Annotated in this window: 16 protein-coding genes; 10 read left to right on the forward strand and 6 right to left on the reverse strand. The window is 52.2% G+C overall.

All coding sequences use genetic code 11. The annotated features are described in order from the left end of the window. Positions 1-47: 47 nt before the first annotated feature. Together JQ822_RS00110 and JQ822_RS00115 are read right to left on the reverse strand one after the other, a co-directional pair. Positions 48-1589 carry an MASE1 domain-containing sensor histidine kinase gene (locus JQ822_RS00110; protein ID WP_213131773.1) on the reverse strand — a complete coding sequence of 514 codons (1542 nt, stop codon included), beginning with the start codon at positions 1587-1589 and terminating at the stop codon, positions 48-50. Then, positions 1589-2218, reverse strand: coding sequence for a response regulator transcription factor (locus tag JQ822_RS00115; RefSeq protein WP_213132942.1), 630 nt, complete (start codon positions 2216-2218; stop codon positions 1589-1591). The genes JQ822_RS00110 and JQ822_RS00115 overlap by 1 nt, the downstream gene beginning before the upstream one ends. 255 nt (positions 2219-2473) lie before the next feature. On the opposite strand from JQ822_RS00115, the gene tauA reads away from it, so the two are divergent. From tauA to tauD, 4 genes are read left to right on the forward strand one after another with little or no spacing between them, the layout of a single operon-like run. Continuing rightward, complete coding sequence (gene tauA / locus JQ822_RS00120; protein WP_213131774.1) at positions 2474-3436, forward strand: taurine ABC transporter substrate-binding protein; 963 nt, start codon at positions 2474-2476, stop codon at positions 3434-3436. 14 nt (positions 3437-3450) lie between these two features. Next, positions 3451-4218 carry a taurine ABC transporter ATP-binding subunit gene (gene tauB / locus JQ822_RS00125; protein ID WP_213131775.1) on the forward strand — a complete coding sequence of 256 codons (768 nt, stop codon included), beginning with the start codon at positions 3451-3453 and terminating at the stop codon, positions 4216-4218. Beyond that, a complete protein-coding gene (gene tauC / locus JQ822_RS00130) occupies positions 4215-5042 on the forward strand; it encodes a taurine ABC transporter permease TauC (RefSeq protein ID WP_213131776.1) in 828 nt (275 codons plus the stop codon). The genes tauB and tauC overlap by 4 nt, the downstream gene beginning before the upstream one ends. Further along, on the forward strand, positions 5039-5890 hold the full coding sequence (tauD, locus tag JQ822_RS00135) for a taurine dioxygenase (RefSeq protein WP_213131777.1): 852 nt from the start codon (positions 5039-5041) through the stop codon (positions 5888-5890). The genes tauC and tauD overlap by 4 nt, the downstream gene beginning before the upstream one ends. A gap of 60 nt (positions 5891-5950) precedes the next feature. Here the strand turns inward: tauD and hemB are convergent, their stop codons facing one another. Continuing rightward, complete coding sequence (gene hemB, locus JQ822_RS00140; RefSeq protein WP_213131778.1) at positions 5951-6925, reverse strand: porphobilinogen synthase; 975 nt, start codon at positions 6923-6925, stop codon at positions 5951-5953. A gap of 509 nt (positions 6926-7434) precedes the next feature. On the opposite strand from hemB, the gene ehaB reads away from it, so the two are divergent. Both ehaB and iprA read left to right on the forward strand, forming a co-directional pair. Further along, positions 7435-10359 carry an autotransporter adhesin EhaB gene (gene ehaB / locus JQ822_RS00145; protein ID WP_213131779.1) on the forward strand — a complete coding sequence of 975 codons (2925 nt, stop codon included), beginning with the start codon at positions 7435-7437 and terminating at the stop codon, positions 10357-10359. An 89-nt stretch (positions 10360-10448) separates the two neighbouring features. Continuing rightward, positions 10449-11072, forward strand: a complete 624-nt coding sequence (gene iprA / locus JQ822_RS00150) for a hydrogen peroxide resistance inhibitor IprA (RefSeq protein WP_213131780.1) — start codon at positions 10449-10451, stop codon at positions 11070-11072. Between the two features lies 1 nt (position 11073). On the opposite strand, the gene ampH is transcribed toward iprA, so the two are convergent. Continuing rightward, on the reverse strand, positions 11074-12231 hold the full coding sequence (gene ampH, locus JQ822_RS00155; protein ID WP_213131781.1) for a D-alanyl-D-alanine-carboxypeptidase/endopeptidase AmpH: 1158 nt from the start codon (positions 12229-12231) through the stop codon (positions 11074-11076). Between the two features lie 383 nt (positions 12232-12614). On the opposite strand from ampH, the gene sbmA reads away from it, so the two are divergent. Together sbmA and JQ822_RS00165 are read left to right on the forward strand one after the other, a co-directional pair. Next, a complete protein-coding gene (gene sbmA / locus JQ822_RS00160) occupies positions 12615-13835 on the forward strand; it encodes a peptide antibiotic transporter SbmA (protein WP_213131782.1) in 1221 nt (406 codons plus the stop codon). A 14-nt stretch (positions 13836-13849) separates the two neighbouring features. Continuing rightward, positions 13850-14953, forward strand: coding sequence for a DUF1615 domain-containing protein (locus tag JQ822_RS00165; RefSeq protein ID WP_213131783.1), 1104 nt, complete (start codon positions 13850-13852; stop codon positions 14951-14953). Here the strand turns inward: JQ822_RS00165 and JQ822_RS00170 are convergent. Further along, positions 14938-15261, reverse strand: coding sequence for a DUF2755 family protein (locus JQ822_RS00170; RefSeq protein WP_213131784.1), 324 nt, complete (start codon positions 15259-15261; stop codon positions 14938-14940). The two genes, JQ822_RS00165 and JQ822_RS00170, sit on opposite strands and share 16 nt — an antisense overlap. A gap of 265 nt (positions 15262-15526) precedes the next feature. On the opposite strand from JQ822_RS00170, the gene JQ822_RS00175 reads away from it, so the two are divergent. Further along, entirely contained in the window at positions 15527-15745 is a 219-nt protein-coding gene (locus JQ822_RS00175; RefSeq protein ID WP_213131785.1) for a DUF2754 domain-containing protein, read from the forward strand. Between the two features lie 22 nt (positions 15746-15767). On the opposite strand, the gene ddlA is transcribed toward JQ822_RS00175, so the two are convergent. Further along, positions 15768-16862 (reverse strand): D-alanine--D-alanine ligase, encoded by a 1095-nt coding sequence (gene ddlA, locus JQ822_RS00180; RefSeq protein ID WP_213131786.1) that lies wholly within the window; start codon positions 16860-16862, stop codon positions 15768-15770. Positions 16863-17162: 300 nt separating this feature from the next. Between ddlA and JQ822_RS00185 the strand changes: the two genes are divergently transcribed. Further along, complete coding sequence (locus tag JQ822_RS00185) at positions 17163-18359, forward strand: multidrug efflux MFS transporter (protein ID WP_213131787.1); 1197 nt, start codon at positions 17163-17165, stop codon at positions 18357-18359. The last annotated feature ends 204 nt before the right edge of the window (positions 18360-18563 follow it).

Raw genomic sequence — 18563 nt, forward strand, 5'->3', positions numbered from 1 at the left:
CGAAAGGGGATGAGAGAAAGTCCAGAGTGGCTAAGACTTTTTCCTGGTTAGCGGCGGGTTTGTTGCAAATTTGTGGGCAAGTTAACAATTACCCGCGTACCGTTGTTCGATTCGAGCGTTAGCTCACCGCCCAACGCGCTGACCCGCTCACGCATCCCCTGGATGCCGAAGCCGGGGATTTTTTCCGGCAGAATGCCCACGCCGTTGTCTTCAACGTGCAGATACAGGCTCTGTTCCTGTTGGCGTAACGCAATCGACACCGCACTGGCATTGGCATGTTTACAGACGTTATTGAGCAGCTCCTGCAGCAGGCGGTACAGCGTAAAGCGGACGGTTTCATTGTCTGGCGTATTTTCAAGCTGGTAGTCAAACCGACAACGAATGCCCCGTTCGGCAAAGGCAAATTCATTCACCAGATGATGGAGCGCCTCTTTAAAGGACAGTTCATCGAGCGCGGGCGGACGAAGCTGGCGTAACAGTTGGCGGGTGGAGTGGTGAATGCGTCGGGCAAGGTCGTTGATCTGATTCGCCGCCTCCAGCGTTTGCTGTGGATCCTGCGCCCGCTTGACCAACTGCGAGTGGATCTGAATGGCGGTAATGTTCTGACCAATTTCGTCATGCAGCTCCCGTGCCAGGCTCTTACGCGTATTTTCTTCCGTGCGGATCAACTGCTCGGTCAGCGCGCGCCGCGCCGTTAACTCGGCTTCCAGACGCTGACGATAATGATGCAGGTTCTGCGCCAGATGCTGCTGGCGGCTGATGGCGATCCCAAGACCAATACCCAGCAGCGCCTGGGTCGCGAGGAAAATCTCCAGCTCCAGCAGATTGCTGAATCCCACGCCTACCTGACGGGCGATGGTGATCATCATGCTGCCGAGTAGTCCGGACAACACGCCGCCCTGCCAGCCAAATTTCCACGCCATTACTACGTTGGGCAAGAACACCACGATCAGCAGCAGGCGTTCGATGTCCGGTGACAGCACCATCTGTGTGCCGATGCCGATGATAAAAAACAGGCTACACCAGATGATAAGCGAGGTGCGCAGCGGTGGATTGCTGGTGTCCAGGCCGAGTAAATGATAGCGGTGCTGCTGGCGCAGAAATTCGTAGATCAGATAAACAAATGGCGTCAGCAGTACGCCACCGGTAAACGACGCCAGGCCAATCAGCGTTGCCGGACTTTGAATAAAGGGTGACAGCAGGACGGTATTAAGCAGCGAGGTGATGGTCACGGCAGCCAGTAATAGCGTTAATCGCTGCCAGTAGAGCGGGAAGCGGTGCCAGTATGACTGACCGATACTTGCTGGTAGCAGACTTATCAGCGGGGCAGCCAGCAGAATATAGCTGTTCAATAATTGTTCGCTGTGTAGCCAGAACAGCATCAGCACCGGTGGTAGCACCAGCGCGGGCCAGTAACGGCGCGACAGCAGGATCAGCAGAGCAAGATAGACACCGTGTGGCAGGAATAGCGCCGCCTGCTGCCCGTTATGTGTCAGGTAAAAACCGAGTGTCCACAGCATCAGCCAGCCCGAACCCCAGGCCAGCAGGATAAACAGGGAGATCACCCAATGGCGAGTCGCGCGTGACATTAATGCCCCGTCAGCAACTGGTGGTCGAGCGCAAAATGCACCAGATCGATGGTGCTATGGCATTGCAGTTTGCCCAGCACGTTCGCGCGGTGGACGTGCACCGTTTTATGGCTGAGGTCGAGCTTGAAGGCTATCTCTTTCACGCTGTCGCCTTTAACCAGCAGATCAAACACTTCGCGCTCGCGAGGGGTCAGCACTTCCAGCACCTGTGCGGGCTGCTCACCGCCGCGTAACGCCCGTAGCGCGTCGGCGCACAGGTAATGTCCGCCCATACCTACTGAACGCACCGCTTGCACCAGTTCTTCCGGTCCACAGCGTTTGGTCAGATAGCCGCTGGCGCCGGCATCCAGCGCGCTTTGCACGAACGTGGGCGAGTCATAAATGCTGAGAATAATGGCGCGAAAGTTGGGTTTCTGCGCCCGCAGGCGTTTTAACAGGCTCAGGCCATTTTCATCCGGCATGGCGATGTCCATCACCGCCACGCTGACGTCATCGCGCAGTAATGCAGGCCAGGCCTCTGCGGCGCTGCTGAACTGACCGGCGACGTTAAGGTCATCTTCGAGACTGAGTAATTGCGCAAAGCCGGAACGCACCACCACATGGTCATCCACCAGCACAACATGAATCATGATATTTCTCTCTTGCCTGACAATGGCGTCTATGATGCCTGCCCCCGTCCTGCTGGCAATCCCCGTGGCGCGGATATGTAACGAATGTAACAAAATCGCAATAATTTGCCAGCCTGGAATCAAATGCATTTCTGAGCTAACCATTGCTGCTTTTTTTCTAAAAACGCTTTGTTCTTAGCCAGAATTTTTAATTCCTTCATCAAACGCATCGCGCCGGAAATACTGCACCCATAACAAATAAGGGGAGCAGACACTATGGCACTAACATCGCGTATTACACTCATTGCCACATTGGCATTCGCGGCATTTCAGGCGCAGGCGGTGAATGTCACCGTTGCTTATCAGACCTCCGCCGAACCCGCTAAAGTGGCGCAGGCGGATAACACGTTTGCCAAAGAGAGCGGGGCTACCGTTGACTGGCGCAAGTTTGATAGCGGGGCGAGCATCGTCCGGGCGTTGGCCTCTGGCGATGTGCAGATTGGCAATCTGGGTTCCAGCCCGCTGGCGGTGGCTGTCAGCCAACAGGTGCCGATTGAAGTGTTCCTGCTGGCATCAAAGCTCGGCAATTCTGAAGCGCTGGTGGTGAAGAAAAATATCAGTAAACCGCAAGATTTGATTGGCAAACGCATTGCCGTGCCGTTTATTTCCACCACCCATTACAGCCTGCTGGCAGCGCTAAAACATTGGGGCATCAAGCCCGGTCAGGTAGAGATTGTGAACCTGCAGCCGCCAGCGATCATTGCCGCCTGGCAGCGCGGGGATATTGACGGTGCGTATGTCTGGGCACCGGCGGTTAATGCACTGGAAAAAGACGGCAAGGTGTTAACCGACTCCGAAAAAGTAGGCGAGTGGGGCGCACCAACGCTGGACGTGTGGGTGGTGCGCAAAGATTTTGCTGAGAAGCATCCTGAGGTGGTGAAAGCCTTTGCCAAAAGCGCAATTGCTGCGCAGCAACCTTATATCACTAATCCCGAAGCATGGCTAAAACAGCCTGAGAACATCAGCAAGCTGTCGCGCCTGAGCGGCGTGCCGGAAGCCGATGTGCCGGGGCTGGTGAAAGGTAACACTTACCTGACGCCGCAACAGCAGGTTGCCGAGCTGACCGGAGCGGTGAACAAAGCGATTATCGACACCGCGCAGTTCCTCAAAGAACAGGGCAAAGTGCCTGCCGTCGCAACGGATTACAGCCAGTATGTTACCGATCGCTTCGTGCAATAAATAAGGAGGCGCTGATGCTGCAACTCTCTCATCTCTCTGCCGATTACGACGGTAAACCGGCACTGGAAGATATCAACCTGATGCTTGATAGCGGTGAACTGCTGGTGGTCCTCGGGCCTTCCGGCTGCGGTAAAACCACGCTGCTGAACCTGATTGCCGGGTTTGTACCGTATCAACATGGCAGCATCATGCTGGAGGGTAAAAAAGTAGAGGGGCCGGGGGCGGAGCGCGGGGTGGTGTTCCAGAACGAAGGTCTGCTGCCCTGGCGCAACGTACAGGACAATGTGGCCTTTGGTCTGCAACTGGCGGGCGTGGAGAAATTGCAGCGCCAACGTACTGCGCAGGCGATGCTGAAGAAAGTGGGGCTGGAAGGTGCGGAAAAACGTTTTATCTGGCAGCTTTCCGGCGGTCAGCGTCAGCGCGTCGGCATTGCCCGCGCGCTGGCGGCTAATCCACAGCTGTTACTTCTGGACGAACCCTTTGGTGCGCTGGATGCCTTCACCCGCGAGCAGATGCAAACTCTGTTACTGACGCTCTGGCATGAGACCGGTAAGCAGGTGCTGCTCATTACCCACGATATTGAAGAGGCGGTGTTTATGGCTACCGAACTGGTGCTGCTCTCGCCGGGGCCGGGTCGGGTGCTGGAACGCCTGCCGCTTAATTTCGCCCGCCGCTTTGTGGCCGGTGAGCCGAGCCGCCGCATTAAATCCGATCCACAGTTTATTGCCATGCGCGAGTACGTGTTAAGTCGTGTTTTCGAGCAACGGGAGGCTTTCTCATGAGCGTGGTCATCAACGATAAACCGCGTCAGCGCGCGTTGAGTTGGCGCTGGCCGTTCTCGCGGCAGTTCAGCCTTAGCGTGGCCACCCTGGCTGTGTTGCTGGCTATCTGGTGGGTCGTTGCCGCTTTACAGCTAATCAGCCCGCTATTTTTACCGCCGCCGGGGCAGGTGCTGCAAAAACTCATCACTATTGCCGGGCCGCAGGGGTTTATGGATGCGACATTGTGGCAGCATCTGGCGGCCAGCCTGACGCGCATTGTCACCGCACTGCTGGCGGCAGTGCTGCTGGGCGTCCCGGTTGGGATCGCCATGGGGCTGAGCCCGACGGTGCGTGGCATTTTCGATCCGATCATTGAACTGTATCGTCCGGTGCCGCCGCTGGCCTATTTACCGCTGATGGTGATCTGGTTTGGCATTGGTGAAACCTCGAAGATCCTGCTGATCTATCTGGCGATTTTTGCCCCTGTCGCGATGTCTGCGCTGGCGGGTGTAAAAAGTGCGCAGCAGGTACGGGTGCGGGCGGCGCAGTCACTGGGGGCCAGTCGTACGCAGGTGTTGTGGTTTGTGATTTTACCTGGCGCTTTACCGGAAATTCTTACCGGGCTGCGCATTGGACTGGGCGTGGGGTGGTCGACATTAGTGGCGGCGGAGCTGATTGCCGCGACGCGAGGTCTGGGGTTTATGGTGCAGTCAGCCGGTGAGTTTCTGGCAACCGATGTGGTGCTGGCGGGAATTGCGGTGATTGCCGCGATCGCCTTTATTTTAGAATTGGGTTTGCGTGCGCTCCAGCGCCGTCTGACGCCCTGGCATGGAGAAGTACAATGAGTGAACGTCTGAGCATTATCCCGCTGGGGCCGTACATTGGCGCACAGGTAACAGGGGCGGATTTGACGCGCCCGCTAAGCGATAACCAGTTTGAACAGTTGTATCATGCGGTGCTGCGTCATCAGGTGGTGTTCCTGCGTGAGCAGGCGATCACGGCGCAGCAGCAACGGGCGCTGGCGCTGCGTTTTGGCGATCTGCATATTCACCCGGTCTACCCGCATGCTGAAGGCGTTGAGGAGATAATTGTACTTGATACCCACAACGATAACCCGCCGGATAACGACAATTGGCATACCGACGTGACCTTTATTGAGACGCCGCCTGCCGGAGCGATTTTGGCGGCGAAAGAGCTGCCATCAACCGGTGGCGACACGCTGTGGACCAGCGGAATTGCTGCCTTTGAGGCGCTTTCAGAACCTTTTCGCCAGTTGCTGAGCGGCCTGCGCGCAGAACATGATTTCCGTAAATCGTTCCCGGAGTACAAGTACCGTAAAACCGAAGAGGAGCATAAGCGCTGGCTGGAGGCAGTAGCGAAGAATCCGCCGCTGCTGCATCCGGTGGTACGCACCCATCCGGTGAGCGGAAAACAGGCGCTGTTTGTGAATGAGGGCTTCACCACGCGAATCGTTGATGTGACGGAGAAAGAGAGCGAGGCGCTGCTTGGCTTCCTGTTCGCTCACGTCACCAAACCGGAGTTTCAGGTGCGCTGGCGCTGGCAGCCGGACGATGTGGCGATCTGGGATAATCGCGTGACCCAGCATTACGCTAATGCAGATTATCTGCCGCAGCGGCGCATTATGCACCGGGCGACGATTCTGGGAGATAAACCTTACTTTCGTGCGGGCTAACTGCCCGGTGGCGATTTTTTATCGGGCCTGCAAAATAGCAGGCCCGACAAGGCGACGTCATTAGCGCAGGATTTTTTTCTCTGCCAGATCCAGTGCGAAGTAGCTGAAGATCAGATCCGCGCCCGCCCGTTTGATCGATCCTAAGCTTTCCAGCACCACTTTCTCTTCATCTATTGCACCTGCCAGGGCCGCGAATTTGATCATCGCGTATTCACCGCTGACTTGGTAGGCGCCGATTGGCAGTTCGGTGCGTTCGCGAATATCACGCAGGATATCCAGGTACGCGCCAGCCGGTTTCACCATCAGGCAGTCTGCACCCTGGGCTTCATCCAGCAGAGATTCACGAATAGCTTCGCGACGGTTCATTGGGTTCATCTGATAGGTTTTACGATCGCCCTTCAGCGCGGTGCCTGCGGCTTCACGGAACGGGCCGTAGAATGAGGAGGCGAACTTGGTGGAGTAAGACATGATGGCGGTATCGGTGAAGCCCGCGGCGTCCAGCGCCTGGCGAATAGCCTGCACCTGACCGTCCATTGCGGCTGAAGGGGCGATGAAATCTGCGCCTGCAGCGGCGGCTACCACTGCCTGCTTGCCAAGATTGGCAAGGGTTAAATCGTTATCCACGCCGTGATCGCATAATACGCCACAGTGACCGTGCGAAGTGTATTCGCAGAAGCAGGTATCGGACATGACAATCATTTCCGGTACGGTTTGCTTGCAGATGCGGGACATACGCGCCACCAGACCGTCTTCTTTCCAGGCATCGCTGCCGGTGTCATCAGTATGGTGGGAAATCCCGAAAGTCATCACCGAGCGGATGCCAGCGTTAGCGATACGCTCGATTTCACGAGCCAGATGCTTCTCCGGAATGCGCATCACGCCGGGCATGGCCTCGATGGTTTTGTAATCGTCGAGTTCTTCTTCAACAAAGATCGGCAACACCAGGTCATTTAAGCTCAGTGTTGTCTCTTCAAACATAGCGCGCAGCGCAGGAGATTTGCGCAGGCGGCGAGGGCGTTGGATTAGGTCTGTCATGGTATGCCTGATGTTTGTGGAATCGAAGGCCGTAGTATACCCCAACCAGTGCACCGGTGTTTTACGAAAATGGGTTTTATACTTGCATTTTCTGGGACATACGAGAGTAGTCAGAGCAATATATATATATGAATGGTAATTTATTTATATTTGTCAGTGGTATTGTTATTCGTTAATTGATTTTAAATATCAATGTGTTTTGTTTTTTGGCGTTCAAGTTAATATTAATTATTTATTCATTGATTCTTTATCTATTTTAAGATCCATTTGTTTATTATATGAATCATCTGTCTTTTCTTTAATTAACTATATGAAGAGTATGATTTTTACTGTTTCCCGGTAAAGGTTTTTGCGGGGTTTTAAATGTTGTCCGGTTTCGGACTCGCGGGAAAGAATAATTGAACCTTTCTACCATGACGCCGCATAATCATTCCGCGAAACATAAAATGTTTTCTATGCATTGATAATTGATGGATCAACTATATTACGTCCCTGAGGAGGGATGACAAATGCACACTTGGAAAAAGAAACTCGTAGTCTCACAATTAGCATTAGCCTGCACATTGGCAATCACTTCTCAGGCGAATGCTTCAACTGATATCTCTGGTACCTCTTATACCACGTTCACCCATTATAATGACGCCTCCTACAGTGATGGTGTTTACTATGATGGATACGTTGGCTGGAACAACTATGACACGGATAGTATTTACAACGGTGATATTTACCCAGTAATTAATAACGCTACCGTTAACGGCGTAATTTCTACTTATTATCTGGATGATGGTCTTTCTACTAACACCAATACCAATAGCCTGACGATCAAAAATAGTACCATTCACGGTATGGTAACATCCGAATGTATGACGACGGATTGTACTAACCGTAGCGGCACGGATTATTACTACGACCGTCTGGCGATGAGTGTTATCAATTCAACTATCGATGATAACTACGAACATTATACCTACAACGGTACCTATAATGACGCAGCCGACACGCACGTTGTCGATGTTTATAACCTGGGTACGGCTATCACCCTCGATCAAGAAGTTGATCTGTCTATCTCCAATAACTCACACGTTGCAGGCATTACGCTGACTCAGGGTTATGAGTGGGAAGATATTGACGATAATACGGTTAGCACCGGCGTAAACAGCAGCGAAGTGTTTAATAACACCATCGCTGTCAGCGATTCTACCGTGACCTCTGGTTCATGGTCTGATGAAGGGACCTCCGGCTGGTTTGGTAACACTTCTAACGCCAGCGATTACAACGGTAATGGTTGGAACGCTGATGATGTAGCACTAGCGGTTATTGCGCATCCAGATGCAGACAACGCGATGCAAACCACCGCAGCTTTCAGCAATTCCACGCTGATGGGGGATGTGTTGTTCTCCAGCAACTTCGATGAGAACTTCTTCCCGAACGGTGCTGATACTTACCGTGATACCGATGCAGACCTGGATACCAACGGCTGGGACGGTACTGATCGTCTGGACCTGACTCTGAACAACGGCAGTAAGTGGGTTGGCGCGGCAATGTCCGTGCATCAGGTAGATGCTGATGGTGACGGTGTTTACGACAGCTATGCTGCAGGTACTGAAGCTACCGCTACGCTGATCGATATCGCTGCCAACAGCCTGTGGCCTTCTTCAACCTACGGCATCGATAGCGACACGACCTCTTATGATGAAAATGGTCATGTAGTAGGCAATGCTGTCTACCAGAGCGGTCTGTTCAACGTAACGCTGAACGGTGCTTCTCAGTGGGATACCACTAAAACTTCTCTGATTGATACTCTGAGCATCAACAGCGGTTCTGTGGTGAATGTCGGTGATTCCTCACTGATTTCTGACTCCATCTCTCTGACTGGTGGCTCTGCGCTGAACGTCAATGAAGATGGTCATGTTGCGACCGATACTCTGTCTATCGACAACAGTATTGTCACGATTGCTGATGATGTTGCTGCTGGTTGGGGTGTAGGTAGTGCTGCCCTGTATGCAAATACCATCAACGTTACTAACAACGGTGTTCTGGATGTTGGCAACAGCACGGGTGATGCGCTGCAGGTTGATACGCTGAACCTGACCAGCTACACCGACGCTTACAACCATGTTAATGCCGGTGTTTTCGACATCAACAGCACCAACTATGTGCTGAATGCTGACTTGACCAACGACCGTACCAACGACACAACTCAGGCTAACTACGGTTATGGCGTGATTGCGATGAATTCTGATGGTCACCTGACTATCAATGGTAACGGCGATTCCGACATCTCTGGCGATCAGTCTGAAGTTGATAACTTCGGTGACCACGTAGCTGCGGCAACGGGTAACTATAAAGTGCGCGTCGACAATGCGACGGGTACAGGTTCTATCGCTAACTACAAAGGTAAAGAACTTATCTATGTTAACGATCAGAACAGCACCGCAACGTTCTCTGCAGCAAATAAAGCTGACCTCGGGGCATACACCTATCAGGCTCAGCAGCAGGGTAACACCGTTGTTCTGCAGCAGATGGAGCTGACTGATTACGCAAATATGGCGCTGAGCATCCCGTCTGCTAATACCAATATCTGGAACCTGGAACAAGATACCGTGGGTACTCGTCTGACCAACGCGCGTCATGGCCTGGCAGATAACGGTGGCGCATGGGTGAGCTATTTCGGCGGTAGTTTCGACGCGGATAACGGCAGCATTAACTATGATCAGGATGTTAACGGCATCATGGTCGGTGTTGATTCCAAAATTGATGGTAACAACGCTAAGTGGATTGTTGGTGCCGCAGCAGGCTTTGCGAAAGGTGACATGAGCGACCGTACCGGTCAGGTGGATCAGGACAGCCAGACTGCCTACATCTACTCTTCTGCATATTTTGCCAACAACATCTTTATTGACGGTAACTTAAGCTACTCTCACTTCAACAACGATTTGTCTGCCAACATGAGCAATGGTCAGTATGTTGACGGTAGTTCTTCTTCTGATGCCTGGGGCTTTGGCTTGAAACTGGGTTATGACCTGAAACTGGGTGATGCAGGTTACGTAACGCCTTACGGTAGCGTATCTGGTCTGTTCCAGTCTGGTGATGACTATAAGCTGAGCAACGACATGAAAGTTGACGGTCAGTCTTATGACAGCATGCGTTACGAACTGGGTATCGATACTGGCTATACCTTCAGCTATAGCGATGACCAGGCACTGACTCCGTACTTCAAACTGGCCTACGTTTACGACGATTCTAACAACGATTCTAACGTAAACGGTGACTCTATCGACAACGGCGTAGAAGGTTCAGCGGTACGTGTTGGACTGGGTACTCAGTTCAGCTTCACCAAAAACTTCAGCGCATATACCGATGCTAACTACCTCGGCGGTGGTGATGTAGATCAAGACTGGTCTGCGAATGTAGGTGTTAAATATACCTGGTAAGAAATTTCTTACAGATAAAGTAAAGATAATTTAATCCAGAAAAATGCCCGTCACGGATTTGACGGGCATTTATTGCAAGGAATGCGAAAATGTTATCTATGAATAAGCCACTTCAGGAATTTGGTAAGTTAGATAAATGTTTGTCTACATATGGCACTTACTTTGAGTGTGATAATGAAAAGCAAATCATATATTCTAGTGATGTAAATCATGATGACACCTTTGTTATTTTAAGTGGTGTTGTTTCTCTTCGGCGAGGGGAGAACGTACTTGTTGGCATTGCACAGGCACCGTTTATTATGGGCCTGTCAGATGGTGTGATGAAAACAGATGTACAATACATATTAATGACAGAAAGTAACTGTACGGGTTACCACCTACCTGCCTTACAAACAATTAGCATAATTGAACAGTGTCAGCTATGGCGTGAAGCCTTTAGCTGGTTAGCCTGGCAGCATTGCATGTTTGAAATGCGCGATCTGCAGTTGATTGGCAATAACTCCTACGAGCAGATCCGAGCCACGCTGATATCTATGACGAAATGGGATGAAGTCCTGCGTTCGCGTGTCGGCGTTATGAACTATATTCACCAACGCACACGAATTTCACGCTCTGTTGTCGCTGAAGTCCTCGCGGCATTGCGTAAAGGTGGTTACATTGAAATGAATAAAGGCAAACTGGTAAGCATTAACCGTTTGCCTTCTGAGTACTAAATCAGGATGCGGGAACGACCTGTGGCTTGTTTCCACTTAACTCAGCGACCAGATCGTTAATACCGTCGCTCATATTGGTAAATCGGGTCAGCGGAGAACGGGTTACCACGATAAAAGCCCCAACGTTTTTCTGCGGGATCATCGCCATATAGGTGATGAATCCACCGCCACCGCCTGTTTTCTGAATAATTCCCGGTCGGCCATTCTTCGGTGCCATATAGACCCAGCCCAGGCCAAGCGCATCGGCTTTGCCTGGCACGTCCATGCCAATCACTTTAGTTAACTGCGCGCGCTGATAAATCAACGTCTGCATACGGTCAGCCTGCTGGCTACGTTGATAAAAGTCGGATGAGAGGTACTGCTGCATCCAGCGCATCATATCGCCAGGCGTTGAATAGACGCCGCCGCTGCCCATCGCAGCCAGCGTATTGTTACACGGGCTGGCCCCTTTTTCGGCGATCATCAGTCGCTTGCACTGATCGGGAGAGGGAGTGAATGTAGTGTCCTTCATCCCGAGCGGTCGGGTTATTTTCTCTTCAAACAGCTGCGGATAAGGCTTACCGGATGCGGCGGCCAGCGCATCGGCCAGCAGATCAAACGCCAGGTTCGAGTAAGATGCCTGCGATCCGGGGGCGGCTTTCAGCGTGGCGGTTGAGAGGTAGTTCCAGCGCTGTTCGCGCGTTGGCCAGACAAACACCGGGCGTTTTGCCGCGCCGCCTGGCTGCTCGCGTGGCAAGGCACTGGTATGGGTTGCCAGATTCACCAGCGTGATTGGTGTGCCCTGATACGTCGGGACACGTGCGCCGGGTGGCGCATATTTACTCAATGGGTCGTTTAGTTTTACCGTGCCTTGATCGAGCAATTTCACCAGCATTTCGCTGGTCATTAATTTGGTAATCGAAGCGATGCGGATCACTGAATCCAGCTGCGGATGAACATTATTGCCGGGGCGCGTTTCGCCAAAGCTGCGGAACACACGCTGATTACCATCAATGACCACTAGCGCCATCCCTGTAGCCCCGCTGCCGTAGTAGATATGATCGGCATAACGATCGACAATATCAGAGGCGAAGACCGGATCGGTTATAGGCTGTGCAGCCTGGACAGATGTCAATGACGCCGCACACAGCGCGGCAGAAAAAAGCAGACTACGTTTCAACGGTGGTGTCCATGAGTTAAAGGAAGTAAAAAAGGATGACGTGCGTATGCGTATTTATACTACTCAACGGCATATTGCAAAGCGCTATTACGGCAATGATAGTGTGAAAAACGTAACGATGAGTAAACGTTACCTTTTCCCCCGGAGTGGATGTTCGCTTTTGTGATCTCGCGCTGCGATAATCTGAATATGCCGGAACGCTTTATGGCATGAAAACCATAGAAACAATTCTTCAAGGTTGGTAGCGAACTAAGCGCGTCGGTTCTGGTCACAATTGTCGGTTTCAGCATGTGTTTATTGGGCGTTAGCCGTCTTGCCATCGTTTGCACGCTGGCAAATGCACAGCAGTCGTCATAACGATAAGAAGTTAGCAGGAGAGCACTATGTTTAAGTCTTTTTTCCCAAAGCCGGGACCGTTCTTTATTTCGGCATTTATTTGGGCACTTGTTGCAGTCGTATTCTGGCAGGCAGGTGGGGGAGCCTGGGTTGCACATATCACTGGCGCATCGGGTGATGTTCCTATCAGCGCTGCCCGATTCTGGTCGCTGGATTACCTGATCTTTTACGCGTATTACACTCTCTGCGTCGGCCTGTTTGCCGCGTTCTGGTTTATCTACTGCCCACACCGCTGGCAATACTGGTCCATACTCGGTACGTCGCTGATTATCTTTGTGACCTGGTTTCTGGTTGAAGTCGGGGTTGCCGTCAACGCCTGGTATGCACCGTTCTACGACCTGATTCAAACCGCCCTGAGCGCGCCTCATAAGGTGAAAATTGAGCAGTTCTATCATGAAGTGGGGATCTTTCTCGGCATTGCGCTGATTGCCGTAGTGATTGGCGTGATGAACAATTTCTTCGTCAGCCATTATGTGTTCCGCTGGCGTACCGCGATGAACGAACATTATATGGCGCACTGGCAGCATCTGCGTCATATCGAAGGTGCCGCGCAGCGTGTGCAGGAAGACACCATGCGTTTTGCCTCCACGCTGGAAAATATGGGCGTCAGTTTTATCAACGCGATTATGACGTTGATTGCCTTCTTACCGGTGCTGGTCACGCTGTCTGCGCATGTCCCTGATTTGCCGATTGTCGGACATATTCCTTATGGGCTGGTGATTGCCGCCATTGTCTGGTCGCTGATGGGCACAGGGCTGCTGGCGGTCGTTGGGATTAAACTCCCGGGGCTGGAATTCAAAAATCAGCGAGTGGAAGCCGCCTATCGTAAAGAACTGGTGTACGGTGAAGATGATGCGAATCGCGCGACGCCACCGACCGTTCGTGAGCTGTTCCATGCGGTGCGTCAGAACTATTTCCGCCTCTATTTTCACTACATGTACTTTAATATTGCCCGTATTCTGTACCTGCAGGTGGATAACGTTTTCGGGTTGTTCCTGCTGTTTCCGTCGATTGTTGCCGGTACGATTACGCTCGGTCTGATGACGCAAATCACCAACGTGTTTGGTCAGGTGCGCGGATCGTTCCAGTATCTGATTAACTCCTGGACGACGTTAGTAGAATTAATGTCTATCTATAAGCGTCTGCGCAGCTTCGAACGTGAGTTGGATGGCCAGGAGATTCAGGCAGTTACCCATACACTTAGCTAACAAAAGGAGATGTTATGTCGACGGTTTCCCGTCTTTACCCCTGGTCTTGTCTGGCGGTGTTGGCGCTGGTGGGATGTAGTAGCCAACCCTCACAGCCGCTAAAAAAAGGGGAGAAAGCCGTCGATGTGGCAAGCGTGGTACGTCAGAAGATGCCTGCCAGCGTGAAGGACAGGGACGCATGGGCACAGGACCTGGCGAAGACGTTTGAAAGTCAGAAGCTGGCTCCGACGGTCGAGAACGTCTGTTCGGTGCTGGCGGTGGCGCAGCAGGAGTCTAACTATCAGGCGGACCCGGCCGTTCCTGGCTTAAGCAAAATTGCCTGGAAAGAGATCGACCGCCGCGCCGAACGGATGCACATTCCGCTGTTTGTGGTGCATACCGCGCTGAAGATTAACTCCTCGACGGGGAAAAGCTACAGCGAGCGTCTGGATTCGGTAAAGACGGAAAAGCAGCTTAGTGCCATTTTTGATGATTTTATCAATATGGTACCGATGGGGCAGACGCTGTTCGGTTCGCTGAATCCGGTGCATACCGGCGGCCCGATGCAGGTCAGTATCGCGTTTGCCGAACAGCATGCCTCGGGCTATCCGTGGAAAATGGCGGGGACGGTACGTCAGGAAGTGTTCACCCGCCGCGGTGGACTGTGGTTTGGGACGTATCATTTGCTGAATTATCCGGCGAACTACAGTGCGCCCATCTTCCGCTTCGCGGATTTTAACGCTGGTTGGTATGCCAGTCGTAATGCGGCCTTCCAGAATGCAGTGAGTAAAGCCAGCGGCGTGAAGCTGGCGCTGGACGGTGATTTAATTCGTTACGACAGCAACGAGCCGGGGAAAACGGAGCTGGCGGTGCGTAAGCTAGCAGGAAAGTTGGGGATGAGCGAGAGTGATATCCACCGCCAGCTGCAAAAAGGTGACAGTCTTGCGTTTGAAGAGACAGTACTGTACGAAAAAGTGTATAAGCTGGCGGAAGCGAAAACAGGCAAAACATTACCCCGCGAAATGCTGCCGGGCATTCAGCTCGAAAGCCCGAAAATCACCCGTAATCTGACCACCGCGTGGTTTGCGAAACGGGTGGACGAGCGGCGGACGAAATGTATGAGTCAGTCATCTTTATGATGGCGTTGGCGCCAGCTTAGTACCGCGGCGATGACGCCAAGAATCAGCCCGCCAGCCAGGAAAGGGATTACACCAAAAATCGTTCCGACGCCCAACCCTATTTCGATCCGCGGGCGTCCGCTTTCCTGCATCTGTAGTTGCATCAGCTGTTCATAAATGCCGGGTGCGTGAGCCAGCAGGGTTAATACCTGCGCCCCGACCCAAAAACAAAACAGCACAAAGACGGCATAGACAATATTGCCGGTCAGGGAGGAGGGATCCCGATGCTTGCCCTTAAACGGGAATTTTGAGAGCGTAAAATCAGCCATGAAAGACCTCCAGAAACAACCTGCTTTTCTTGACAGAGTGCCAGTAACTGACAGCAAGTCTGACAGGTGATCGGGATTGTCAATATCAGAATGATGGTAATTTCGGCCAGGGATTATTCCTGGATTTTGGTTTTATGTTTGTCATCACAAATATACAACATTAAGTGAAAATTGATTACATTTAAGAAATTCCGCATACGCCACAGACCGCCGTAGAGAAATGTGCGAGGATGCTGCTTTATGTTGTGATTCCTCCGGAGCTGCTATGAACCTGCCTGTAAAACTTCGCCGCGACTGGCACTATTATGCGTTTGCCATTGGGCTTATCTTTATTCTCAACGGAGTGGTGGGATTACTGGGCTTTGAAGCGAAGGGCTGGCAAACCTATGCGGTGGGGCTGGTCACCTGGGTGATTAGCTTTTGGCTCGCCGGATTCATTATCCGTCGCCGCGTGGAAGATGATGAGGCGCAGGATGCCCAATAGCTATCGGGCATCCCGGTGGATTTTACATGCTGGTTTTCAGTGCGCTGTCCGCAGCGTGACGCTCTAGCGCCAGTTCGATCAGTCGGGTGATCAGATCGGTATAGCCTAAGCCACTCGCCTGCCACAGTTTTGGATACATACTGATATTGGTGAAGCCTGGCAGTGTGTTGATCTCGTTGATCACCACCTCATTTTCTGCGGTCAAGAACACATCCACGCGCGCCATGCCAGCGCAGCCCAGCGTCTGGTAAGCTTGGATTGCAATTTCGCGGATCTTGTCGTTAATTTCCGGTGCGATCGCTGCCGGAACTACTACTTTGGCGCCGTTGTCGTCAATGTATTTAGTGTCGTAGGCGTAAAAATCACTGTTCAGGACGATCTCACCACAGGTACTGGCCTGCGGAAGATCGTTACCCAGCACCGCGCATTCGATCTCACGACCGTTGATCCCTTGTTCCACCACCACTTTATGATCGAACTCAAACGCCAGCGCTACGGCCTGATGGTATTGGGCTTCGTTGGTGACTTTGCTGACGCCAACGGACGATCCCTGATTTGCCGGCTTGACGAACAGCGGCAAGCCCAGACGGGATTCAACCTCTGCGAAGCTGATGCTATTGCGGTTGGCGCGGGTGAGCGTGATAAAGGGCGCGATGTTTAACCCGGCATCGCGCAGCAGGCGTTTGGTCACGTCTTTATCCATGCACGCTGCCGAGCCCAGCACGTCGGACCCAACAAACGGCAGATTCGCTACGCGCAGCATGCCCTGCAGAGAACCATCTTCGCCCAGTGTGCCGTGCACAATAGGGAAAATCACATCGACGGTTGGCAGCGGCTGACCGCTGTGCGCATCAATCAACTGATGTTCTTGCTTTCCTGGTACCTGCGCCAGGCTGGTTGCCGACGGACGGAGCGCAATACGTGCCGGATCGTTGGCATTAAGCAGGTAGTTACCGGCATCACTGACGTGCCATTGCCCTTGTTTATCAATACCTAACAGCACAACATCAAAGCGAGCCTTGTCGATGGCATCGACAATATTTTTTGCCGATTGCAATGACACTTCATGTTCTGCTGATTTACCACCAAATACGATTCCTACCCGCAACTTTGCCATCTTAAAAACCCATTCCATGAATGCAAAGCACATACATTACCACGACAAAACGCAGGATTCCTCGGCTTCTGGCAGAATGTTTTTGCAAAGCCCTGGAGAACGATACGCGTCAACTTATGGACGCCGGAGGGAGTATATTCCCCTGCAATGATTAGGGTTTTAGTGTGATGAATATCACAAATATGATGAGCGGGGAGATAAAATACTAAACTGTGAGGTATCGCACCTCTGAACCCTTGTCCTGACACGTAATTTGTTAAGCTGCTCGCAGTTTTCAGCTACTTATCGTTAAGAGTCCATATGGAATCCTGGAGAGTTAACCTTATTTCCGTTTGGTTCGGGTGCTTTTTTACCGGACTGGCGATCAGCCAAATCCTGCCTTTCTTACCGCTCTATGTCTCCCAGCTAGGGGTGACCTCGCATGAAGCTCTGTCGATGTGGTCTGGGTTAACGTTTAGCGTTACGTTTCTGATTTCTGCCATTGTTTCCCCGATGTGGGGCAGTTTAGCCGACCGTAAAGGGCGTAAGCTGATGCTGTTGCGTGCTTCGCTGGGGATGGCGATTGCGATTTTACTGCAGGCTTTTGCCACTAACGTCTGGCAGCTTTTTCTGCTGCGTGCGGTGATGGGGTTGACGTCGGGATATATCCCCAATGCGATGGCTCTGGTGGCGTCGCAAGTCCCGCGCGAGCGCAGCGGCTGGGCGTTGAGTACGCTCTCTACGGCACAAATTAGCGGGGTTATTGGCGGACCGCTGATGGGCGGCTTTATTGCCGACCACGTTGGCTTACGAGCGGTATTTTGTATAACCGCCGCGCTGTTGGTAGTCAGTTTCCTGGTTACGCTGTTCTTAATCAAAGAAGGCGTGCGCCCGACGATTAAAAAAAGTGAACGCTTAAGCGGTAAGGCTGTTTTCGCCTCCCTCCCTTATCCGGCGCTGATGATTAGCCTGTTCTTTACCACCATGGTTATCCAGTTGTGTAATGGCTCAATCGGTCCCATTCTGGCGTTGTTTATCAAATCGATGGTGCCAGATAGCAGCAATATTGCCTTTCTCAGCGGGCTGATTGCCTCCGTGCCGGGCATATCGGCGCTGATTTCAGCGCCCCGACTCGGAAAGCTGGGGGACAGGATTGGTACTGAGCGCATTTTAATGGCGACGTTAATCTTCGCGGTGGTGCTGTTTTTCGCTATGTCGTGGGTCACAACGCCGTTGCAGTTGGGGATATTGCGTTTCCTGCTTGGATTTGCCGATGGCGCGATGCTCCCCGCAGTGCAGACTCTGCTGGTGAAATACTCCAGCGATCAGGTGACCGGACGTATTTTCGGATATAACCAGTCGTTTATGTATCTTGGCAACGTTGCCGGGCCGTTAATGGGCGCCACCGTTTCGGCAATGGCAGGTTTTCGCTGGGTGTTTATCGCCACCGCGAGCATTGTGCTGATCAACATCTGGCAGTTGGCTGTCGCGTTGCGACGTCGACGTCGTGTGCGTTGAATACCGGATTAACACCGGTGGCTACCGGGTTGTTAATCCATAAGTTTGTATTATATTTTTGGGTGATTATTAAGCACCTCACCCTTTTATATTGAATAATTCTGTCGTAATACCAAATTCATCTTATTTTGCGGTGTGATTGTTTTCGCAAAACGTTTTATTTCTGCTAAAAATACAACTTTCATCCCCTAGGCAGTTGGGAAC

It is taken from the genome of Citrobacter sp. FP75 (assembly GCF_018342065.1).
Taxonomy (GTDB): Bacteria; Pseudomonadota; Gammaproteobacteria; order Enterobacterales; family Enterobacteriaceae; genus Citrobacter.